Raw genomic sequence first — 22,597 nt, 5'->3', positions numbered from 1 at the left:
CGGTCAGGGGTTTTGAGTGTAGCGGGCGGGGCGATCCGGAAAGGCCGCGGCGCTGCGTGAGGTGTCAGCCATTTCGTCATTCCGGAAAGTGGGACACGACGATGAACATCACCGTGCCGATCAGGGTTGTGATGAAGGAATAGGTGTACCCCCACATCACAAACGGCTGCATCAGCATGAAGACACCCAGTGCGATGAGGATGGTCGCGACCATCTCCCAGGGGCCGCGTCTGAAGCGCAGCAGACCGGTGAAAAAGTTGCTCATGTCAGGGCCTCCCGGAGGGTGATTTCGGGCTGTCGGTGGGCTGTCGGTTTTGCGTCGGTATTACGTCGGTAAAACGTCGGTGCGCGGCGCGCGGTGGGGCAGGGTCTGGTTAAGGTCATTTGCGTACCGCTTTGAGGCGTGAGTGCCGTCCCGAAAAGGCGCCGGGGGCGCGTTTCAGGCGCGAACGGGCGGAGCCCCGGAGGTGAACTGTGCTGTATCATTTGCGTACCGCTCCGAAGGTTATCCCGCGCAGCAGGTGCTTGCGCAGCGCCACGGTGAAGATCATCACCGGCAGCAGGAAGATGGTGGCGCCAGCGGCCACGGCGGGCCAGTCGAGACCGCCGACCCCGATGATCGTGGGGATGAAAGGCGGGGCGGTCTGGGCGGTGCCGGAGGTCAGCAGGACCGCAAAGGCGTATTCGTTCCAGGCAAAGATCAGGCAGAAGATTGCTGTCGATGCGATGCCGGTAGCAGCCTGGGGCAGCACGACTTTGTAGAAGGCCTGGAAGCGGGTGTAACCGTCGATCAGCGCGGCTTCCTCATATTCGCGGGGGATCTCGTCGATGAACCCCTTGAGCAGCCAGACCGCCAGGCTGATGTTGACCGCCGTGTAGAGCAGGATCATGCCCAGATGTGTGTCGGACAGACCGAGCTGGCGGTACATCAGGAAGATCGGGATCGCCACCGCGATGGGCGGCATCATCCGCGTGGAGAGAATGAAGAACAGCAGGTCATCGGCCAGGGGTATTCTGAACCTGGAGAAGGCATAGGCGGCAAGGGTGCCCAGAAAGATGGACAGGAAGGTGGAGCCGAAGCCGATGATCACCGAGTTGAGGAACCGCTCGCCGAATTTCGACGGACCCGCGATGACCATATCGTACTGGCGCACGATGTCTTCGTACCAGGTCTCTGGCGGGTTGGCGGCCAGGAATTCGTCCGTCTGCCGGGTGCGGGTGGTGAACAGGTTCACGTAGCCTTCAAGCGTGGGTTCAAAAAGCACCTTGGGCGGATAGCTGATGGCATCTGCGGGGGATTTGAACCCGGTCAGCATGATCCAGGCCAGCGGGATCATGGTGATCACCGCGTAGAGGATCACGAGGCTGCCGGCGAACCATTTCGACCGTTTACTGGGTTCTGTGACGGAGAAGCTGCTCATGATGGGGCGCCTGTCTGATGGGCTGTGATGAAGAGGGGGCTGCCTGCCCCCAACGCCTGCGGCGTTTCCCCCGGGGATATTTGTGGCCAGAAGATGCGGGGCGCGCTGCGGGGTGCCGGTGTCATCGTTCTTTGACCTTGTTGAGGGCTTTGACGTAGATGCTGGCGAGGCCAAAGACGGTGACGAAGAGGATGATCGCATAGGCCGAGGCGTAGCCGGTGCGCCATTTCTCGAAGGCCTCGCGCTTGAGGTTGATGGAGGTAAGTTCGGTGGTGGAGCCGGGGCCGCCGCCGGTCAGCTGGACGACGAGGTCGAACATCTTGAAGTTTTCGATGCCGCGGAAGAGCACGGCCAGCATCAGGAAGGGCAGCACCATCGGGATGGTGATGGTGAAGAACTGCCGGAGTTTGGAGGCGCGGTCGATCTCGGCTGCCTCGTAGATATAGTCGGGGATGGAACGCAGGCCCGCCAGACAGATGAGCATCACGAAGGGCGTCCACATCCAGGTATCCACGATGACGATCGACCAGGGGGCGAGATCAACAGAGCCGAGCATCTCGAAACTTGAGGGGTCTTTGCCGGTGAAGAAGGCGATGATGTAATTGAACAGGCCGATCTGCGGCTGGTAGAGGAATTTCCAGAAGTTGCCGACTACGGCCGGGCTGAGCATCATGGGCAGCACGATGATCGTGGTCCAGAGGTCGTTGCCTTTGAATTTTTTGTTGATCAGCCAGGCCAGGGTAAAGCCGATGAGCACCTGAAAGAAGATGGTCCAGAACAGGAAATGCGCTGTCGCCTGCATGTTCAGCCAGATGTCGGTGTCTGTCAGGATGCGTTCGTAGTTGCGCAACCCGACCCATTCGACCTCGCGGTTCAGGCGGTTGGCGCGGAAGTTGGTAAAGCTGAGACGGATCGTCCAGATCAGCGGGAAAATGTTGATCGCCAGCAGCAGGAAGATCGTGGGGGCCACGAAGATCCAGGCGATGGCGCGGTCGCTCAGGCCTTTGATCTTGCGGGCCACGGTGGGCGGTGTGGCCCGGGCCGCGCGGGAGACAGGAGTTTCGGACATGTGGACGCAACTTTCCCGGGGCGGGACGGGCGGGGCCGTCCTGCCGGTTGGTCAGGAGACAGGGTGGGGCCCGGTTCGGAATGGGCCCCACCCTGAGGTGAGGGTCAGAGTTTGCCTTCGTCCTCGAAGGTTTCTGTCCAGTCCTCGATCAGCTTGTCGAGCGCTTCCTGGGCTGTGCCCTGATCGGCAACCACATAGTCGTGGATGCGTTTCTGCATGGCCAGCAGCAGTTCGGCGTAGGCCGGTTCCTGCCAGAAGTCCTGTACCGCGCCCATGGCTTCGAGGAAGTCACCGGCAAAGGGGGCGCTGTCCACGAAATCGGGGCTTTCCAACACGGCCTTGTGGGCGGAATAGCCACCCAGATCCCACCATTTCTGCTGGACCTCGGGGTTGGCGAACCACTTGATGTACTCAAGCGCTGCGTCCTGCTTGTCGGAATAGGCCACCACCGAGATGCCCTGACCGCCCAGTGTGGAGCCGGCCTGGTTTTGCGGCGGGTTCACGAAGAAGTCGATCTTGTCGCCGCCGGTGTTCGGGTCTGCATAGAGGCCCGGGAAGAAGGCAAACCAGTTCATTGCCATGGCCACCTGGCCCGATTTGAAGGCGTCGAGGCTTTCCCCCATGTAGGAGTTTGTGTAGCCCGGAGGCGTCGCGGTTTTGTAGAATTCTTTATAGAATTCCAGCGCCTCGACGGCTTCTGCGGAGTTTACAGCGCCTTCCATGTCATAGGCGCCCGGGGTGTTTTCGTATTTGAAACCCCAGGGATAGAGCGCGGATGTCACGCCCATGGTGATACCTTCGGAGCCCCGTTCGGTGAAGATCGCAGCGCCATAAACGGTCTGGCCGTCGATTTCACGGCCCTGGAAGAACTGCGCAATTTCGAGCATCTCTTTCTGGGTTTTCGGCTCGCCCAGCTCGCGGCCTGTTTCGGCTTTGAAGGCGTCGCGGATGTCGTCACGTGCGAACCAGTCTTTGCGGTAGAACCAGCCGTTGGCGTCGCCCATGGCGGGCAGCGCGTAGTAGTTCGGCGTGCCTTTGGGCCACGTGGAATAGGCATAGACGGTGGCATCGGCGAAATCGCCCATGGAGATGCCTTCGGCGTCGAAGAAGTCGTTCAGTTTCACGTAGTGGCCGTTTTCCGCGCCGCCCCCGATCCACTGGCTGTCGCCGATCAGCAGGTCGCAGAGTTTACCGCCCGAGTTCAGCTCGTTGAGCATCCGGTCGGCAAAGTTGGGCCAGGGGATAAACTCGAAGCTCATGTTGTGGCCGGACTGGGCTTCGAATTCCTTGCTGAGCTCAACCAGAGCGTTTGCCGGATCCCAGGCGGCCCAGCAGAGCGTCAGATCGTCTGCCTGGGCTGTTGCGCCAAGGCTGGCGACGGCCATGCTCAGCGCGCTGACGGTGGTCAGTTTTGAAAATTTCATGTGATTCCTCCCTATGAGTCCTGTCCGACCGGTCGCTGCCGATTCGGTTGATGACTGTCTGTGACGCTAAATGAGGTGCGTACCTCATGTCGACATATTTTTGAGGGACGTACCTCAAAAAGGGCTTAACTCAATGTTTTTAAATATATTAAAGATTCCTTAACCATAATATCGATTGGCCGGGTGCCCGGGTCAGTGCCGCAGAGAGGTCAGGAAGATTGCCGTATTTTCCGCTCGCGCCAGATGATCATCAGCCCGCCGGCGATGATGAGGAGTGCGCCGGGAAAGAGCTGTTGCCAGGGCGTTTCGTCAAAGAAAATCCAGCCGAGGATAAAGGCCATGGGGATGCCGAAATAGCTGAACGGAGCGAGATCGCTCTGTTCGGCCATGCGGTAGGATACCACCAGAAAGAGCACCGCGGTGCCGCCGAAAGCACCCATGGCCATGAGCCAGCCCAGTTCTGCCGTGCTGGCAACGGGGCTGAAGCCCCCCAGCGCCAGGGTGATCAGGACGGATGCAACCAGGGCCGCGACATTCGAATAAAGACTGATCAGCGGGCTGGGCACATCATCGTCGATCATCCGGGACGTGACGCCCACCAGCGCATAGCAGACCGCAGCACCCAGCGGCAGCAGCGCGTAGGGGGTGAAAACATCCGTGCCGGGCCGGACGATCAGGATCACGCCGACAAACCCGATGACTACGGCGCCCCAGCGCAGGCGCCCCACCTTTTCCCCCAGAAGGGGCACGGCCAGGGCAGTCATGAACAGCGCGTTGGAATAGGAGATCGTCGCAGCGGTGGCAAAGGCGAGCACCGCAAGCGAGGCATAAAAACACAGCTGTGCCATGGTCACGATCAGCCCGCGCAACAGCGCCAGTTTCCACTGGCGTATCCGCAGCGGCCTGCCAGCGGTGCGCCAGCTGCGCGCCGCCATCAGCGCGATCATCGCGGGAAACAGCCCGAAGAGGTTGCGCCAGGCCGACAGTTCAACGGCGGAATAGCGATCCGACAGTAGCTTGATCACCAGCCCCATGGCATCAAAGAGCGCGAGGGCAATCAGGCTGAGGACAATGGCGAGGCCGGTCCGGTCGGTGGGGCGCATCGGGGGGAAATTCCGTTCTGGGTGCGCCCAGCTTGCCCATCGCGGCGCGGGTGTCACGCAAATTCGTCTGCGTCAGCTGTCGGGGTCGACGCGCCCGCGCAGGGATTTGACTTCTCCGCGTACCTTTTTGGCTTTGAGCCTGCGTTTTTTGGAGCCCAGGGTCGGGCGCGTGGCGATGCGTTTTTTTGGCGCGACGAGTGCTTTGCGTATGAGCTCTGCCAGGCGGTCGCGCACGATATCGCGGTTGCGGGCCTGGCTGCGGGTCTCGTCGCATTGCAGCACCAGCGCGCCTTCGGTCGTCCAGCGGCGCCCGGCGAGGCGTTTCAGCCGGGTTTTCACCGCAGGCGGCAGGTTGGGCGAGCGCGCGGCCTCGAACCGCAGCTCGACGGCGGAGGAGACCTTGTTGACGTTCTGGCCGCCGGGGCCGGAAGCGCGGATAAAGCTTTCCGTCAGCTCCCAGTCTTCGATTCTGATGTCTTTGCTGATCTCAAGCATCGGGGGGGGCGTCCCGGATGGCCAGACGACCCGAAATACTGACCGAATTGCCGGAGGGGTCTTTGGCGTTGGCAAAAACATAGCCGTCGGCCTTGTGCAGCGCGCCGAACTCCAGCCCGCGTTTGGCGCATTCCGCAACAAAGGCGGGCACATCGCGAATGGTAAAGACCAGTTTCACCGCCGCCTGGCCCTGGCGGATGCCCTTGCTTGCGGGGTGCAACAGCAAAACAGCGCCACCTGCTGCCGGGCGCAGTTCGACGATCCGGTCGCCGGGCAGATCGTGCCGGGTATAGCCGAAATGATTACAGTAAAACGCCGCCATTTCATCGGTTTTGCGGGTATAGAGGAGGATGCTGGAGAGCGTGGGTGACATCTGTACCTGGTCCTGACTGGTGCCGGACCAGTCTAACGTAAAAGGGCCACACTGTGAAAAAGGGCCACACTGTGAAAGTGTGGCCCAATCGAATGGTTTCAGGAGGGGGATCGGTTAGACCGAAATCCACTCAGGAGTTCTGCCCGTCAAGGGCTGCCTCAGCAGGCGACCTCCAAAGCTGTTCCGACACCTCGCTCCAATACCTTTCTTGACACTGGATCACCTCCTTTACCTATCTGTTGACGTTGACAGAATCGTCGCACAGGTTTTGGAAATCACCAAGCTTTTTTTCGTTAACGAAAGCCTAATGGGCGGCAGTTGCCCGCGCGGTGATCACACGGAAAGGGATCAGCGCCAGCAGTGCCAGGCTGAGCTTGACCATCCAGTCCGCGATGGCCAGCGAGACCCAGAGCGGGGCGGCAGGGCCGAACCCGAGGATGGGCAGAACCTCGCCCGCCCAGGAGACATCATTTGCGGGCTCGATGAAAACCAGGCTGGCGGAAAAGGCGATGGTGAAGAACAGCGCCGTGTCGACCGTGCTGCCGATCAGCGTCGAGGCCAGCGGCGCGCGCCACCAGCGGCCGTCCCGCAGGGCAGAGAAGATCGCCACATCCAGCAGCTGCGCCGTCAGGAACGCAAGGCCCGAGCCAAGTGCGATACGCAGAGTGACCAGCGGGCCAAACTCGCCGATGATCTGGGTGCCGATGAGCGAGCAGAGGATGCCCACGATGAAACCGGCAAAGACCACGCGGCGCGCGGCGGCGGCACCGTAAACGCGGTTCATCACGTCGGTCACCAGAAAGGCGAGCGGGTAGGTGAACGCGCCCCAGGTCAGCCAGTTGCCAAAGAGGAACTGCACAAGAATGTTGGACGCCACCACGATGGCGGCCATGGCAATAATGCCGGGAAGGTGAGCGCGTGTCATAAGATGTATCCGTTTTGACAAGGTTGCGGCACTTGGCAGGCCCGGTCGGGCCGACGGGCGGTCTTTACGGCGGATGGCCGGGGGGCGCAAGTCAGTCGGTGAGGATGTATTCCACAATTTCCGAGCGCAGGACGGGCAGGAAGTTGTCATCTGACACCATGGTCAGGCGGATTTGGCCCGTGCCGTCGCGCCAGACGGCGATGCCTTCGAGATTGCCGTGGGTAAAGAGCGGGGTTTGGAGAATCACGCGGATGTCCTCAAACCCTGTGTCGGTGACGGCCATGCTGCGGATCTGGCTGCGAAAGCCAAAGGGGTAGAGCCCGCGTTCCAGCAGATAAAGCCGCCCGTCGGGGCCGAAATCTGCGCCCGTGGGTTTGAACCCTTCGGCCAGTGGCAGGGTAAAGGGCTGCTCCCAGGGGTGGGGGTGGGTCCTGCGATAGACGAGCGCCTCCCAGGCACCGGAAGCGACCCCCTCGGGGATGGCAAAGAGGGTGCCGTCTGCGCTGATCGCCAGGGCCTCCATCCCGCCGTTTTGCGGCAGGGCGCGCCAGGACCGGGTGTAGGACGGCCAGACCGCCGGGGCGTCCCAGGTGTTATAGCGCAGCACGCGGTGAGCATGCTCAAAGGAGACATTCAGGCGGCCTGTATCATCCAGCGCCAGGCCCTCGGCATCCGTATGAGGAAAATCGCGCTCATTTCCGTACTGATCGACCAGCGGCTGAAAAGCGGCGATCGTGGCGCCGGTCAGGGTGCCGTTCTGCCGTGTGAAGGTGCCGGTGGCGACGTGCCCGCGGTCGGTCACCAGATACCAGGTGCTGCCGTCTGCTGTGACCTCGATCCCGGAAAAGCCCCCGGCCCAGTCTGCTTCTGTTTCGGTGGGTATCACGGCGCTCAGCTGCGCGGGCTGCTCCCCTGGCGGCACAGCGGGTGGTGCAGGTTTCAGCGCAAACCAGGGGGCGACCCCCATGGCAAAGATCAGCGGGACTGTAAAACGGCGGCGCATTGTGCGGGCAGATCCGCGAGCACAAGCTCGCGCCGGGGGGGGCGGGGTTTGGCGTTGGGATCGGGGGGCGGTGGGTTCAGGATGTTGTTGACCCAGGCCTGGGCATCCGCGCAGCCGTCGCCTGGGGGCGGCGGGGCCTGATCAATACAGCCGTCGGCACCCGCCGGGCATTTCAGCCGCACGTGGAAATGATAGTGGTGCCCGAACCAGGGCCGCACCTTGTTGAGCCACGATCTGTCGCCTTTTGCATCCTGGCACATGCGCACCTTGGCCCCCGGAAAGATGAAAATCCGCGCCACGCGCGGGTCAGAGGCGGCGGCTTTGATGATTTCCTGGTGCGCGGGCGTCCAGTTGTTGTTGACGAAAGCACCGCGTTCGCGGCGCAGGGAGATCGAGGAGATGTTTTCGCGCTCGGTCGCCGACAGCGCGAGGTTATCCGCAGGCCGCAGCCAGATATCTGCATCCAGCCCGATCTGGTGGCTGGCGTGTCCGGACAGCATCGGGCCGCCGCGCGGCTGGCTCAGATCGCCGACATAAAGACCGTTCCAGCCCGGCTGGCGCGCGGCCTTTCGGCTGAGGTCCTGGACGAAATCCACGGTTTCGGGATGGGCCCAGTTGCGGTTGCGCGACAGGCGCATGGCCTGCCATGTGGGTCCTGTTTCGGCCAGCTGCGCGGCCCCGGCGACGCAGCCTTTGGCGTAGCTGCCCAGCGGGCCGGGCTTTTGCGCCGAGGCGGCCTGTTTGGCCCCAAAGAGCTTTTTCGCGACGACATTGGCATTGCCCGAGGTCGCGATGACCGGCTCGGGCGTGGCCCGGGCCTGGGGGGCGGGAGCCTCGTCGCAGCTGGCCAGAAAGAGTGCGGCGAGAACGGTCAGAAGTCCCGTGGTCAGACGTGTCATGCGGCGCGGTCTCCTTTTGGGTTGACCCATATGAGCACAACCAGGGCGAGAACGAAAAGACCTATCAGCGGCGAAATGCCCAGACGTGCGTTCTGGGTCACGGTGGTGACAAGGCTGATCAGGGCGGGGGCCAGAAAGGCGGTTGCCTTGCCCGAGAGCGCGAAAAGGCCAAAGGCCTCTGTCGGGCGGTCGGGATTGGTGTGGCGCACCATCATCGAACGCGACGCGGCATAGAGCGCCCCGCCCGCACCACCGATGGCTGCACCACAGATAAAGAAAGTAATGTCGGGCAGCGACGAGCCTGGTGCCAGGGCTGCGCCGAAAAAGCTCTCGCGCGACATGCCGACGATCACGCTGCAGACCGCGATCAGGATGAAAATACAGACCCTGATAACGGGTTTTGGGCCGTATTTCTCGTCGAACAGCCCCCCGACCCAGGTGGCAATGGCCGCGGTGATCGCGCCGATGATGCCGAAGATTGCGATATTGGTCAGCGACCAGTCCAGCACCAACCGGGCATAGACGCCGCCAAAGCCGTAAAGCGCATTAAGCGCATCGCGGTAGAGCATGGAAGAACCCAGATAGGCCGCCAGGCTGGGGCGTTTCAGGACCTGCGCCAGCGACTCGCGCAGATCGGCCATGGCCGCCGAAAAACCGCCCTGTTTCACGGCGGGTTTCGGCTCCCGCACCCAGGCGAAATAGGGGATCATGAAAATGGCGAACCACCCGGCGATGAAGGGGCCGACAAAACGCGTGCCCTCGCTCTGGGCGGGGTCGAGGCCAAAGGCGGGAGCCAGACCGATGAGTGTCGTGCCGGCCTGCTGGTTGGCCTCGAAGAAGAACAGCAGCATGATAAAGAGCGACACGACCCCGCCCCAGTAGCCCAGCGATGCGCCCACGCCGCTGATCCTGCCGATCGTGTCCTCGTCGCCCAGGCCGGGCAGCTGGGCGTTGACGAAGATCAGCGCGAATTCGGCCGCGACAAACCCGATGGCAAAGGCGTAAAGGCAGAACCACAGCGCCGAGCCGTCCGGCACCATGTACCACAGCGCCGCAGAGGCCAGGACATAGACGCCGGAAAAGGCCACGATCCAGGGCATGCGCCGCCCGGTGCTGTCGGCATAGGCCCCGATCACCGGGCCCAGCGCTGCAATAAAGAGACCGGCCACCAGCTGGGCATTGGCCCAGACAGACTGCGCACGGGCGTCGGCGGCATTCCCGGCCATGCCGGATGCGGTGAAGTAATCGGTCGCGACACCGGCAAAATAGGGGCCGAAGATAAAGGTCAGACCCAGCGTATAATAGGGCTGTGCCGCCCAGTCGAAGGCGAACCATCCCCAGATCCGCTTCTTTTCTGCTGTCATGCCCGTGTGCCTCTTTAGGGTTTCTTAAGCTAAAACAGGCACAAGCGCGCGGCGCAAGCACTGCTTTGGAACCAGGTGCCGGACGGGCCGGGTCTTGCCCTTTGGCGGTCACCTGCTTAACTGAAGCGCAACGCAAAGAGAGGACCCCTGATGCAATCGCTGTTCGAAATCCTGATGCTGCTGCTCAACGTTGTGTGGTTCTTTATTATTGCCCATGTGATCATGAGCTGGCTGATCAATTTCCAGGTCCTGAACACCCAGCAGCAGCTGGTCGCCCAGATCTGGTATATGCTCAACCGGATCCTCGAGCCGATCTATGGCCCGGTGCGCCGCGTGCTGCCGCAGCTGGGTGGGATTGATCTGGCGCCGCTGGCGGTCCTGCTGATTGTGGCCATCCTGCGCATTGTACTGGTCAACAACTACGCGCTTTTCATCTGATTTTCCGCCTCCGGCGGGAGTATTTGGCCAAGGGTGAAGCATCGGGGCTTGTTCACGATTCCTTAGTGTGGGACTCTGCACAAAAGAGCAGATCAACCACAGGAAACAGGCATGACAGGCGCGGCGGAGCTGTTGCAGACGGTCTTTGGATTCGAGGCGTTCCGGCCCGGTCAGGAAGAGATCGTGCGCGCGGTCTCGGAGGGCGAGAACGTGCTGGCGATCATGCCCACGGGCGGCGGCAAATCCCTTTGTTTTCAATTGCCTGCGCTGATGCGGGAGGGGGTGACGGTGGTCATCTCGCCACTGATCGCGCTGATGCGGGATCAGGTGCGTGCCCTGCAGGAGGCGGGCGTGTCGGCGGGAGCGCTGACCTCGGGCAATACGCCTGAGGAAACGGATGCGGTTTTTGAGGCGCTGGAGGCGGGCCGGTTGCGGCTGCTGTACATGGCACCGGAGCGGCTGGCCTCGGGCGGGGCCATCGGGCTGCTGCGCCGGGCCGGTGTGTCGATGATTGCGGTGGATGAGGCGCATTGCGTGAGCCAGTGGGGGCATGATTTCCGCCCTGACTATCTGCGGATTGGGGCGCTGCGCCAGGAGCTGGGGGTGCCGCTGGCGGCCTTTACTGCGACGGCGGATGCGGAAACCCGGCAGGAAATCGTGGAAAAGCTGTTTGACGGCACAGCACCGCGCGCTTTTCTGCATGGATTTGACCGGCCCAATATTCATCTGGCTTTTCAGGCAAAAGACAACCCGCGCCGCCAGATCCTGGCCTTTGCCGGGGCGCGGCAGGGGCAGTCGGGCATCGTGTACTGTGGCACCCGGGCCAAAACCGAAGGGCTGGCTGCGGCTCTGCGCGAGGCGGGTCATGTGGCGATCCATTATCACGGCGGTATGGAGGCCGAAGACCGCCGGATTGCCGAACGCAGGTTTCAGCAGGAGGACGGTCTGATCGTTGTGGCCACGGTGGCCTTTGGCATGGGTGTGGACAAACCGGATATCCGCTGGGTGGCGCATGCGGATCTGCCCAAGTCGATCGAGGCCTATTATCAGGAGATCGGTCGTGCGGGGCGCGATGGTGCACCGGCGGAGACGCTGACGCTTTTTGGTCCGGAAGACATCCGCCTGAGACGGTCGCAGATTGACGAAGGACTGGCCCCGCCGGAGCGCCGGGCCGCGGATCACGCGCGGCTGAATGCTTTGCTGGGTCTGGCAGAGGCTCTGGCCTGCCGGCGCGAAACGCTGCTGCGCTATTTCGGTGAAACAGAAGTGACATGCGGGACATGCGATCTGTGCGACAGCCCGGCGGATGTATTTGATGGCACCACGGCGGTGCGCAAGGCCCTGTCGGCCATTCTGCGCACGGACGAGCGGTTTGGTGCAGGCCATCTGATTGATATTCTGACCGGCAATGAGACGGACAAAATCCGCCAGCATGGGCATCAGAGCCTGCCCACCTTTGCCGTCGGCAAGGAATATGACCGGCGCGCCTGGCAGGCGGTTTTCAGGCAGATGATGGGGCATGATCTGGTGCGCCCGGACCCCGAACGCCACGGGGCGCTGCGCATGACGGATGCGGCCCTGCCGGTTTTGCGCGACGAGGCGACGATTGATCTGCGCCGGGACAGTATCCGGGCGGCAGCGTCAAACCGCAGACCGGCGGTCAAAGCGATGGTGTCGGACGAGGACGCGCCGTTGCTGTCGGCCCTCAAGGCGAAACGCCGCGGCCTGGCGGAGGCCGCACGGGTGCCGGCCTATATCATTTTCACCGACCGGACGCTGATCGAGATGGCGGAAAAGCGCCCGCGCACCCTGGATGAGATGGCGGGGATCGGCGGTGTCGGTGCCAAAAAACTCGACAGCTATGGTGACGCTTTTCTGGAAGTGATCGCGGGGGAAGCACCACAGATGCACCCGACGCGGCGCAAACTGGCCGGTCGGGCGGCGGGATCGGTCTATGACCGTCTGCTGGAAGTGCAGGCCGAACTGGCGCGCGGTGCGGGCGGGCAGGACAAACCGCTGAGCTGCCCCGCCTCTTTGCTGGCACGGATCGCACAGCTGCATGCGCCGGATGCAGCGCTGCTGGAAAAACTGCTGGGGGACAGGCGGGCCGAGCGATTTGGCCCTGCCTTTCTGGACGTCCTGCGGGAGGCGGGCTAAGTCACGCGCAGGAACCGGATGAACGGGTGAGGAGACGAATATGCTGGTGGTGATTTCGCCTGCCAAACGACTGGACTGGGCCCCGCGCGATGTGGCGACCACCCAGCCCGATTTTCAGGACGATGCGCAGCGTCTGGTGCGCACGGCGCGCAACCTCACCCTGGGCAGTCTCAAAGGGCTGATGGGGCTGAGTGACGATCTGGCCAGGTTGAACCGGGACCGGTTTCAGGCCTTTGAGGAGACACCGGATGCAGAGCTGACACGGCCTGCGGCGCTGGCTTTTGCAGGCGATACCTATCAGGGGCTGGAGGCGGCAAGCCTGTCGCCGGATGATATGGCCTGGGCGCAGGAGCATCTGCGCATTCTGTCGGGTCTTTACGGGGTGCTGCGCCCGCTGGATGCGATCCAGCCGTACCGGCTGGAGATGGGCAGCCGTCTGAAAACCCGCCGGGGGGCGAGCCTCTATGACTACTGGCGCGATCAGCTTTCCAAAGCGCTGAACGCGCAGGCGGAAAATGTCGGTACAGAGGTGCTGGTGAACTGTGCAAGCCAGGAATATTTCGGCGCAGTTGCACCCAGGGCGCTGAAACTGCGGGTGATCACACCGGCGTTTATGGAAGACAAGGACGACGGCAAGGGCCCGCGGATTGTGAGCTTTTTCGCCAAAAAGGCGCGCGGTGCCATGGCACGCTTTGTCGTGGAAAACCGTCTGCGTGATCCTGCGGGGCTGGAGGATTTCGACAGCGGCGGGTACCGGTTTGAGGCCGGGCTCTCTGAACCGGACCGTCCTGTGTTTGTGCGGCCCTATCCGGCTTCCTGATCGGGCTCCGGTACGGGGCTGATGGCGCCTTCGGGGCAATGGGCCAGAATGCGGGCGATGATCTCGGGCTTGCGCAGCGGCTTGGTCATGTAGTGATCGAGCCCGGCAGCCAGGATCTCCTTTTCATCGCCGGCCATGGCGTGGGCCGTCAGCGCGACAATGGGTACGCGGGTGCCGCTGTCTTTTTCGAGCTTGCGTATCTCTTTGGCGGCACCTTTGCCGTCGAGCCGCGGCATCGAGATATCCATGAAAATCAGGTCGGGCTCAAAGCTTTGCCATTCTTCAACGGCTTCGATTCCGTCGCAGGCAAATTTCAGATCGATGTCGAGGGTTTTGACCATTTTTGAGAAGACCAGGCGGTTGGTTTTATTGTCCTCTGCGGCCAGCACGCGCATCTGGCGCGGTGTCGCTGGTTCCTCGGGCGGCGCTTCTTCGGCCGGGGCGGCCCGGGTGTCTTCTGCTGCGGCACCCTTGTGCCGGAACCCCGGCATTGCGGGGGCGGCCGCCGTGGTGGCATATTTGCCAAAGACCTCTTCGGACAGCCAGGAGTAGAGATCACTGCGCAGGAACGGGCGCTGCAGCATCTGATCAGCAGACTCCCGGTCGGGGCTTTTGCGGGCGTGGCTGATGTTGCGACAGAGCGCGTAGACCGGCCCGGTGTGTCCTGCGTCCCGCATTGCGGTGGCCAGCGTCAGACCGTCCTGATCCGGCAGATCCCGGTCCAGCATGACCAGATCAACGGATGTATCCAGCTGCTCCAGCGCAGCTCTGGCAGTGTTGCAGGCGGTGACCCGCAGCCCCAGTGTCTCCAGCTGAATGCGCAGGTGGTTCTGTTCGGCCCGGGCAGCATCCACCAGCAGCACGTGACGCAGCGCCTCTGCGGGTGCCGGTGGGGTGAGCGTTGCGGGGCCGGTGCATTTCAGGGTCAGGCTGAAGCTGAATTCCGAGCCGATGCCTTCTTCTGAGGTGACGCTGATATTGCCACCCATCATCCTGACAAGACGCTGGGTGATTGCCAGGCCCAGCCCGGTACCGTCAAACTGCCGGTTGCGTTCGTTTTCGACCTGATTGAATTCGCCGAAGACGTGGCTGATCTGATCTTCGGGGATGCCGATGCCCGTGTCGCAGACACTGACCGTCAGCTCCAGCGCGTCGTTTGCCTCTGCCGGGGTGCCGCGCACGCGCACGGTGACATGCCCCTCTGCGGTGAATTTGACCGCGTTGCCGATGAGATTCGTCAGCACCTGGCGGATGCGTCCCGGATCTCCGATCAGGTCACTGGTCAGGCCGAGGTCATAGTCCATCAGCAGGCCGACGCCTTTTTCATGGGCCGAGGACTGGAGCAGGGTCAGAATATCATAGATCGACTTTTCGAGATCGAAGGGTTCGGGATGCAACTCCAGGCGGTCGGCCTCGATCTTGGAGTAGTCCAGGACGTCGTTGATGATGACCAGCAAGGCTTCACCCGAACGTTTGATCGTATCGACGTAAAGCTGCTGTTCTTCGTCCAGCCCGCCTTCGAGCAGCAGATCGGCCATGCCGACCACACCGTTCATCGGCGTGCGCAGCTCGTGGCTCATATTGGCGAGGAAGGCGGATTTGGCACGGTTGGCACTCTCGGCCACGGTCCGCGCGGCTTTGAGCTTTTTCTCGTATTCGACCGATTCCGTGATGTTCAGACCCAGCGAGATAATGTCGCCATCAGGGCCACGCTGGTCCAGCAGGCGGATGTACTGCCCGTTCCACAGCTGGATCACCTCGGGCTGTGGGTCGGGGGATTGTACGCGGTCGATCATGTACTGGCGCCAGTCAGCAGGTGCCATATCGCCGGTATTCACAATCCCCTCGTCCGTCAGCAGTTGCAGGATGGTGACATAGTTCACCCCGGGTCTGACGTCTTCCAGCCCGTCAAACACCGCGAGATAGGACGGGTTGGCCATGATCATTTCAAGATCGGGAGAGAAAAAGGCAAAGCCGTCCTTGATGGTTTCGATCGAATGCCACAGCCGCCGTTCGACGCGCTCGATTTTCTCCTGAGCCGCACTGAGATCCGATTTGACACGTTTGTTTTCGTCGCGGACGGTCGCCACTTCTGCCCGGGTTTCGACGATCTGATCGGACAGGTTGCGCGCGTGCTGACCCAGTTTGCGATTGGCAGCAAAAAGCTCCGCCTGCTTGACCTCCAGCAGGCGTTCTGCGGCAAGCCGCCGTCGTCGTTCTTCTGCCAGTAGATTGGCAAGGGTCATAAAATCATTCGCCTGCAGCTTTGTGCTGACCGGCCTGTGATAGGCGCTGCGTGGTGAATAACGGCTTAATGCGCGGGGCCAGGGCGCCCCTGATCGCAGAATTTTTGCCCGAAAAACAGCCCAGGCGCGTCAGCGGCGTCCTTCACGTAACCATGCGGTTGTAATGAGCGCGGCAGCAAGCAACAGCACCAGCCAGCCCGGCAGAAGCGTCGTCTGACGCACGTCGCGGGTTTCATAGGCATCTCTGGGAGTCAGGCCAATCCAGCCGCGCCCGGCTGCGGGGCGCCCTTCGCGCACGTCGCGCAGACGGGGCAGGCCGTTTTCCAGCCGCAGGATTCCCCCCCGCAGGCTGGCGACAACCGGTTGCAGGATGTCGCCGGTTGCAATCGTCTGTTCAAACTCTTTGGGGGCGGAGGGCCCCAGACCGATCACGGCGATCTGCTCGCCGTTCTCAAGCCGGTAGAGGCCGATCTCCGGCCCCTCGAACACGGTCTCAAACACGCCGGGACGGGCCTCGGACAGCTCAAGTTCCGTCACATTGCCCGATGGGTCCGTCAGCCGCAGAGGCGGCACGGTTTCTTCCAGGGTGCGGCGCTGAATACGCATGGTCTGGCCGGTGGCCTGGGCAGACAGCGCCTCTTCTTCGAGCTCGGGCTCTTTCATCATCCAGTGGGCCAGACGGCGGAGCAGTTCCAGCTGCGGGCCGCCGCCTTCATAACCACGGCTCCACAGCCAGGCGTGATCAGAGGCCACCAGCGCCACGCGGCCCAGCCCGACACGGTCCAGCACCAGAAGCGGGCGTTCGCCGGTGCCGGACATGACCGTGTGGCCGGTGGTGTCGGTGATGTCCACCTGGCGCAGCCAACGCCCCCAGTCACCGCCCCCGGGCAGATCCGTTGTCACCGGGTGGCGCGTGCCAAGCTCTGTAACAGTGGGCCGGTAAGGCTGGTCTACCACCCGCGCGGTCGGCGCGCCGGGCAACACCGACCCCAGCGGAGAGCGATAAAGACTGTCCGCACCGGCAAAATCGGGCCCTGCGGCGACCAGTACGGCACCGCCCGCGCGGATGTAGTTGGCAACGTTGTCGAGATAGAGCGAGGGCAGGATACCCCGGCGTTTGTAGCGGTCGAAAATGATCAGATCAAAGTCGTCGATCTTTTCCAGAAAAAGCTCGCGGGTGGGGAAGGCGATGAGAGACAACTCGCTGACCGGCACACCGTCCTGCTTTTCGGGGGGGCGCAGGATCGTGAAGTGTACCAGATCCACAGAGCTGTCTGATTTCAGCAGGTTACGCCATGTGCGCCCGCCGGGGTGCGGCTCGCCCGAGACCAGCAGAACGCGCAGGCGGTCGCGCACACCGTTCATCTGGATCAGGGCCTTGTTGTTGCGGTCGGTAAGCTCGCCCTCGGCCAGCGGGACGGTGAATTCGATCACATTGCGCCCGCCGTGCGGCAGGGTGACAGGCAGCTCGATATCCTCGCCCAGTGGCACCTGGAACTCCTGGGGCTCGGCCCCGTCCACGGATATCTGCAAGGGTGCTATCACAGCGCCCGGGGGGGCGGCACCCATATCCTCGATGCGCAGGGTCAGGGTGACCGGCTCGCCGATGATGGCAAAGGCGGGTGCGTTGCGCACCGAAAGGCGGCGGTCCCAGTCGGTTTCTTCACCGGTGAGCATCAGGTGCATGGGAGCCGGCAGATTTACCGGCAGATCCGCGTCATGCACGCGCCCGTCACTGAGTGCGATGATCCCGGCGATGCGCGCACGGGGTTCTTCGGCCAGGGCTGCAGACAGGGCCGTCATCAGCTGCGTGCCCGCGTCGCCCTCGCCATCGGGTACGGTCACGCGGCGCACTTCGGTATTGCTGCGCGCGGCGATCCGGTCTGCCAGGGTATCAGCCGCTGTGGCGGTCTGGTCCGGCCGGTCCGAGAGGGTCTGGCTGGCGCTTTCGTCCTCGAGCATCACCACGATATCGGTCAGCGGCGCGCGGTCTTCCTGCTGGTAAGAGGGATTGCAGAGCGCGCCCAGCACCACCAGGGCAGCCAGCCCGCGCAGCGGCCAGCCGTTAAGCCCGCGCAGCCCGGCCAGCACCACGGTGGTCACGGCAATCACCGCAACAACGGTGATCATCGCCCAGGGGACGAGAGGGTCAAAGATAACGGTGCCGGTCACTGGCCAAGCCTGTCGAGAAGGGCAGGGACATGCACCTGGTCTGATTTATAGTTGCCGGTGAGAACATGCATGATGAGATTGACACCAAAGCGGTAGGCCAGTTCGCGCTGCCGCTCGCCGGTAAAGCCACGCCCGACCGGCACCATGGGGGCGCCGTTTTGTGTAATGGCCCAGGCGGCGGCCCAGTCGTTGCCGCCAATGACAACCGGGGTCACTCCGTCATTGAGGTTGCGGAAGGGCATGCCTTCGATCTGTTCGGCATCGGGTGGTGCGGCCTCGACCCAGACCTCGCGGCTGGTGTGGCGGCCCGGAAAGTCCTGCAACAGGTAAAAGGTGCGCGTCAGCACGTGGTCTGTGGGCAGTGGTTCCAGCGGCGGGATATCCAGGGCGGCGGCAAGATCCTGGAGTTTGCGCCCGTTGGGGCTGGAGCCGCCAAAGCGCGAGATATCCGCGTCGCGCGTGTCAAACAGGATCAGCCCGCCGGAGCGCAGGTAGGCGTTGAGTTTGGCATAGGCTTCGGCCGAGGGGCGCGGCTGGTCCGGTGTCACGGGCCAGTAGAGAATGGGGAAAAACGCCAGCTCGTCCATTTCCAGGTCAACGCCTACAGGTTCGGCAGGCTCTACCGACGTGCGGAAATACAGCGTCTGCGACAGACCGGTCAGCCCGGCCTGCGACAGCTCATCCACCCGTGCATCACCGGTGCGTACCCAGGCCAGCGCCAGTTCGGCCGTGGCATTCAGCGCAAAGGCATCCGCTTCGGCATCGGCATCGGCGGTCTGTGCGCTGCCTGGTCCGGTGGGCATCAGAAGCAGCGCCAGAACCACGGCAGCGGCGGTGTTCACCCGCCCCAGTAAGCGCCCGGACAGGGCAAGCGAGGCGACGACATCTGCCAGCAGCAGCAGAACCGAGAGGCTGAGCAGCCATCCGGCAACGGGTTGTTCGGGCGGCACGGCAAAACCGCGGATCGGAATGTCAGCAGGCCAGGCCGCCGGGGTCAGCGTTGTCTCTGCGCCGATCACATTGCGCGCCAGACGCCGGTCGCCGTCGGCATAAATGCCAGGCTGCATGTCCGGGCCCGCGGGCGCATTGATCAGATCGGGGCCGGGAACGCCGGGCAGATTGCCCGCGTCCGACAGGGTGCCAAAGCCGTCCATCACCTGTTCGGGTGTCCAGGTTGTGCCGTCCAGCTGTGCGGCATCCGGTGCCGAGGCAGAGGAGGAGACAGCCAGCCGTTCGAGCATCTGCACAAAGAGACCAGAGAGCGGCAGCGTGGACCAGTCTGCCGTGGCGGTAATATGAAAGAGCACAATCTGTCCCTGTTCGCGGGTTTTCCGGGTCACCAGGGGCGTGCCGTCTGTCAGCTCGGCAATCACGCGTTCTGCCAGTGTCGGATCGGGCTGGGCCATGACCTGGCTGGTGATCTGCACGTCATCGGGGATGCGCAGGCCGAAAAAGGGCGAACTTTCCCGGAATGGGGCCAGGGTTTTCGGCTGTCCCCAGCTCATGGCACCGCCGACAGTACGCCCGCCTGTGCGCAGACGGACGGGCATCATCGGATCCTCGTCGATGCGCGAGATATCACTGGCGGCCACCCGTGGCCCGGCAAAACGCACCAGCATCCCGCCTTCGTCGATCCAGGCACCAAGCCCTTCGGTTTCGGCAGGCGACAGAGTTGCGACATCGGCAAGGACGATCACATCCGGGTTGGCAGGCAGCACATCGCTGATTGCGCCGCGGATCAGATCGGCATTGGGGGCCAGCGCCTGCTCAATGTAGTGCAGCGGCGAGAGCAGCTGGAGACCCTCGCGGCTTTCCCGTCCGGCGATCAGCGCGACCTCGCGGCGGCGGAGCGCGTCATCGGCCAGCGTGGTGGCCCCGGCAGAGCGCTGCCCCTGAATGTCAAACCGCGTGATGCGCGCGCGCAGTTCGGCTGGCAGCGACAGGGCCGTTGATGCCTCTGTCTCGCCCGCTGCAAAAACAGCACCGGCGCTGGCGAGTATCGACGCGTTGCCCGCAGGGTCGCGCCCCTGGGCCTGGATGGTAATTTCGCGTTCCGGCCCGCCGGCTGCGCGCAGGGCGGTCAGCTGTACCGCGCCGTCCTCAAAACCGGCAGGTGTCAGGGCCAGAACGTTTGCCGCCGTCTGGTAAATCTCAACGGCACCTGCGTTGCGGAAAGCGCTCAGCACATCCTCGCGGCCCGGGAAATCAAGGCCGTCACTGAACCACATGGTATCAAACCCGCCAAGCGCGTCGGCAAAAGAAACGGCCATGGCGGCGCGCGCGGCATCAGGTTGCCAGGCGGCGGGGCGGAACCCGGGCAGGCGGCTGCGCCAGGCATCAGCAGCCTGGAAAACCGGGGGCTCGGGCCGGGCCATATCCAGAAAGGCAACGGTGCGCCCGGCGCGGCTGGCGCGGGTCAGCTGTGCCTCAACGGCCTCTGCCTGTTCGGACCAGCGCGTGGCACCGCCCCAGCTGCCATCAAGGACAATAAGCAGCGGCCCGTCGCCCTGTGCGGCATCCGCTTCGGGGTTCAGCACCGGACCGGCGAGGCCGATGATAATCGCCGCGACTGCCAGCATGCGCAGCAGCAAAAGCCACCAGGGCGTTCGGTCAGAGACGGTTTCGTCGTCCTTCAGCCCCAGCAACAGCGCCACGCCCGGAAAGCGACGGCGGATCGGCGCAGGCGGCACGGCACGCAGGATGAGCCAGAGGATCGGCAGCGCAAAAAGCGCCATCAGCAGCCAGGGCGCCGTGAAACCTATCCCCCCCAGAACCGTCATCTGATGCTCCCGGTGTCGAGCGCACGGTAAAGCCACAGGAGTGCGGATTGTGCGGTGCTGTCTGTGTGATGCAGGCCGTATTGCCAGCCTGTTACGGCGCAGAGCTCGGAGAGTTCGGCCTTGCGGCTAGCCAGCCGGTCGAGATACCGGTCGCGCAGGTCGCTGGCCTTGAGCGTCTCATGGCTCAGACTGCCGCCCACACTTTCGAAAATCGTGCGTCCGCGAAAGGGAAAGGCCTCCTCAGACGGGTCAAGCAGATGCAGCAGTACGCCGCGCACGCCCCGGTCTGCGGCCTTGGTCAGGGCCAGCCGGACTTCGGAGACATCGCCCATGAAATCCGAAACAAACACCGCCCTGGCAGAGGGGATCATCGCGCGGTGCTCGGGCGGGCTGTAGTCGTCCGTCGCGTCGGTTGTGAACATCTCCGCCAGACGCAGGATCTGGGTATTGCCGCGCCGCGGTGGCAGCGCGGTGCCGGTCAGCCCCACACGTTCGCCGCCACGCACCAGCAGAATGGCTGCCGCCAGCCCGAGCAGCCTGGCGCGGTCTGCTTTCTGCGGGAGGTTGTCGTTGCTGGTGAAGCGCATCGATGCGCCCTGGTCCACCCAGAACATCACTGACTGGGCAATCTGCCATTCCCGTTCGCGCACGAATTCCGTATCGCCCCGCGCGGACCGGCGGTGGTCGACCATGCGGCGGCTGTCACCGGGCTGGGCCGGGCGGTACTGCCAGAAATCATCCCCCATGCCGGAACGCCGCCTGCCGTGATCGCCCAGCAGGACAGAACCCGCCAGGTGTTCGGCACGGGCCAGCAGCGCCGGAAGCGAGGCGGCTTCGGTTTCAGCACCGGCACGGAGGGCGGTTGCTGTGCTCACGCGGCGGCCTTCGCTCCGGCAAGTCCGGCGGCGGTCTCGTCGATCAGGCCCTGCAGGCTGTCGCCCCGGGCACGCGCTGCAAAGTTCAGCGCCATCCGGTGGCTGAGCACAGGCCGCGCCATATCGAGTACATCCTCGGCCGAGGGCGCAAGACGCCCCTGCAGCAGCGCGCGGGCCCGCACTGTCAGCATCAGCGCCTGCGCGGCGCGGGGTCCAGGACCCCAGGCAACGGTCTCGCGGACCTGCTGGCTGGCGCTTTCTTCTTCGGGGCGGAAGGCGCGGACCAGATCGAGGATCATCTCGACCACGCTGTCGCCCACGGGCATCCGGCGCAGCAGCTGTTGCGCGGCCAGCAGCTCGCCGGCGGTAAAGACTTCGGTTGATTTCGCCTCGCCGTCCCCGGTGGTGGCCAGCAGGATGTCGCGTTCGGTGGTGCGGTCCGGATAGGGGACGTCAATCTGTACAAGGAAACGGTCCAGCTGCGCTTCGGGCAGGGGATAGGTGCCCTCCTGCTCAATCGGGTTCTGCGTGGCGAGCACGTGGAACGGTACACCAAGCGCGCGGTTTTCGCCCGCAACGGTAACCGTTTTTTCCTGCATCGCCTGGAGCAGCGCGGATTGTGTCCGTGGTGACGCGCGGTTGATCTCGTCGGCCATCAGAAGCTGGCAGAACACCGGCCCCTGGATAAAGCGAAAGGCGCGCGAGCCGTCCGGGGCGGTGTCCAGCACCTCGGAGCCCAGAATGTCGGCTGGCATCAGGTCGGGCGTGAACTGCACACGGTTGCCGTGCAGGCCCATGACCGTGGACAGGGTTTCGACCAGGCGGGTTTTCCCAAGGCCAGGCAGACCGATGAGCAGCCCGTGACCTCCACAGAGCAGTGCGGTCAGCGTCAGATCGACGACACGCTCCTGCCCGATGAACCGTTTGGTGATCGAATCTCTGGCCGCGTTCAGCTTCTCACCGAGCGCTTCGATCTCTGCGACCATGTCTTCTGCATCACTCATGACATTGTTCTCCGATGGGTTATATGTCT

Annotated in this window: 19 protein-coding genes; 3 read left to right on the top strand and 16 right to left on the bottom strand. The window is 63.3% G+C overall.

Annotation, left to right across the window (positions count from 1 at the left end; all coding sequences use genetic code 11):
• Positions 1-76: 76 nt before the first annotated feature.
• The 11 genes from Q1A34_RS08110 to Q1A34_RS08060 all read right to left on the bottom strand — a co-directional run bounded on the left by Q1A34_RS08110 (position 77) and on the right by Q1A34_RS08060 (position 10,076).
• The gene (locus Q1A34_RS08110; protein WP_300032857.1) at positions 77-265 is read right to left on the bottom strand and encodes a hypothetical protein; all 189 of its coding nucleotides are present in this window, start codon (positions 263-265) and stop codon (positions 77-79) included.
• Between the two features lie 217 nt (positions 266-482).
• Positions 483-1,421, bottom strand: a complete 939-nt coding sequence (locus Q1A34_RS08105; protein WP_300032855.1) for a carbohydrate ABC transporter permease — start codon at positions 1,419-1,421, stop codon at positions 483-485.
• 121 nt (positions 1,422-1,542) lie between these two features.
• On the bottom strand, positions 1,543-2,490 hold the full coding sequence (locus tag Q1A34_RS08100; RefSeq protein ID WP_300032853.1) for a carbohydrate ABC transporter permease: 948 nt from the start codon (positions 2,488-2,490) through the stop codon (positions 1,543-1,545).
• Between the two features lie 104 nt (positions 2,491-2,594).
• Complete coding sequence (locus Q1A34_RS08095; protein WP_300032851.1) at positions 2,595-3,914, bottom strand: extracellular solute-binding protein; 1,320 nt, start codon at positions 3,912-3,914, stop codon at positions 2,595-2,597.
• Between the two features lie 209 nt (positions 3,915-4,123).
• Complete coding sequence (locus Q1A34_RS08090) at positions 4,124-5,017, bottom strand: DMT family transporter (protein ID WP_300032849.1); 894 nt, start codon at positions 5,015-5,017, stop codon at positions 4,124-4,126.
• A gap of 72 nt (positions 5,018-5,089) precedes the next feature.
• Positions 5,090-5,512 carry an alternative ribosome rescue aminoacyl-tRNA hydrolase ArfB gene (gene arfB, locus Q1A34_RS08085; RefSeq protein WP_300032847.1) on the bottom strand — a complete coding sequence of 141 codons (423 nt, stop codon included), beginning with the start codon at positions 5,510-5,512 and terminating at the stop codon, positions 5,090-5,092.
• The gene (locus tag Q1A34_RS08080) at positions 5,505-5,885 is read right to left on the bottom strand and encodes a VOC family protein (RefSeq protein ID WP_300032845.1); all 381 of its coding nucleotides are present in this window, start codon (positions 5,883-5,885) and stop codon (positions 5,505-5,507) included. Before Q1A34_RS08080 ends, arfB begins: the two co-directional genes overlap by 8 nt.
• A gap of 304 nt (positions 5,886-6,189) precedes the next feature.
• The gene (locus Q1A34_RS08075) at positions 6,190-6,810 is read right to left on the bottom strand and encodes a queuosine precursor transporter (protein WP_300032843.1); all 621 of its coding nucleotides are present in this window, start codon (positions 6,808-6,810) and stop codon (positions 6,190-6,192) included.
• A gap of 91 nt (positions 6,811-6,901) precedes the next feature.
• Complete coding sequence (locus Q1A34_RS08070) at positions 6,902-7,813, bottom strand: esterase-like activity of phytase family protein (protein WP_300032842.1); 912 nt, start codon at positions 7,811-7,813, stop codon at positions 6,902-6,904.
• Positions 7,786-8,712 (bottom strand): penicillin-insensitive murein endopeptidase, encoded by a 927-nt coding sequence (gene mepA / locus Q1A34_RS08065; RefSeq protein WP_300032841.1) that lies wholly within the window; start codon positions 8,710-8,712, stop codon positions 7,786-7,788. Before mepA ends, Q1A34_RS08070 begins: the two co-directional genes overlap by 28 nt.
• Positions 8,709-10,076: an MFS transporter gene (locus tag Q1A34_RS08060; protein WP_300032840.1), complete on the bottom strand. Its 1,368-nt coding sequence runs from the start codon at positions 10,074-10,076 to the stop codon at positions 8,709-8,711. Before Q1A34_RS08060 ends, mepA begins: the two co-directional genes overlap by 4 nt.
• A gap of 150 nt (positions 10,077-10,226) precedes the next feature.
• Here Q1A34_RS08060 and Q1A34_RS08055 point away from each other — a divergent pair, with 150 nt between their 5' ends.
• The 3 genes from Q1A34_RS08055 to yaaA all read left to right on the top strand — a co-directional run bounded on the left by Q1A34_RS08055 (position 10,227) and on the right by yaaA (position 13,491).
• Complete coding sequence (locus tag Q1A34_RS08055; RefSeq protein WP_300032839.1) at positions 10,227-10,514, top strand: YggT family protein; 288 nt, start codon at positions 10,227-10,229, stop codon at positions 10,512-10,514.
• 111 nt (positions 10,515-10,625) lie between these two features.
• Positions 10,626-12,671, top strand: a complete 2,046-nt coding sequence (recQ, locus tag Q1A34_RS08050; protein WP_300032838.1) for a DNA helicase RecQ — start codon at positions 10,626-10,628, stop codon at positions 12,669-12,671.
• A 40-nt stretch (positions 12,672-12,711) separates the two neighbouring features.
• Positions 12,712-13,491, top strand: coding sequence for a peroxide stress protein YaaA (gene yaaA / locus Q1A34_RS08045; protein WP_300032837.1), 780 nt, complete (start codon positions 12,712-12,714; stop codon positions 13,489-13,491).
• Here yaaA and Q1A34_RS08040 read toward each other — a convergent pair.
• The 5 genes from Q1A34_RS08040 to Q1A34_RS08020 all read right to left on the bottom strand — a co-directional run bounded on the left by Q1A34_RS08040 (position 13,476) and on the right by Q1A34_RS08020 (position 22,568).
• Positions 13,476-15,737 carry a response regulator gene (locus tag Q1A34_RS08040; protein WP_300032836.1) on the bottom strand — a complete coding sequence of 754 codons (2,262 nt, stop codon included), beginning with the start codon at positions 15,735-15,737 and terminating at the stop codon, positions 13,476-13,478. The two genes, yaaA and Q1A34_RS08040, sit on opposite strands and share 16 nt — an antisense overlap.
• 129 nt (positions 15,738-15,866) lie before the next feature.
• Positions 15,867-17,909, bottom strand: a complete 2,043-nt coding sequence (locus Q1A34_RS08035) for a hypothetical protein (protein ID WP_300032834.1) — start codon at positions 17,907-17,909, stop codon at positions 15,867-15,869.
• Positions 17,906-20,689 (bottom strand): DUF4159 domain-containing protein, encoded by a 2,784-nt coding sequence (locus Q1A34_RS08030; RefSeq protein WP_300032832.1) that lies wholly within the window; start codon positions 20,687-20,689, stop codon positions 17,906-17,908. Before Q1A34_RS08030 ends, Q1A34_RS08035 begins: the two co-directional genes overlap by 4 nt.
• Positions 20,686-21,564, bottom strand: a complete 879-nt coding sequence (locus Q1A34_RS08025; protein WP_300032830.1) for a DUF58 domain-containing protein — start codon at positions 21,562-21,564, stop codon at positions 20,686-20,688. Before Q1A34_RS08025 ends, Q1A34_RS08030 begins: the two co-directional genes overlap by 4 nt.
• On the bottom strand, positions 21,561-22,568 hold the full coding sequence (locus Q1A34_RS08020; protein ID WP_300032828.1) for a MoxR family ATPase: 1,008 nt from the start codon (positions 22,566-22,568) through the stop codon (positions 21,561-21,563). The genes Q1A34_RS08025 and Q1A34_RS08020 overlap by 4 nt, the downstream gene beginning before the upstream one ends.
• Positions 22,569-22,597 lie beyond the last annotated feature (29 nt).

The sequence above is a fragment of the uncultured Roseobacter sp. genome, from assembly GCF_947491795.1.
In the GTDB taxonomy this organism is placed as follows: Bacteria; Pseudomonadota; Alphaproteobacteria; order Rhodobacterales; family Rhodobacteraceae; genus Roseobacter.
Note: the sequence above shows the minus strand (reverse complement) of the source record. Positions and strands in the feature narration are given on the sequence as shown.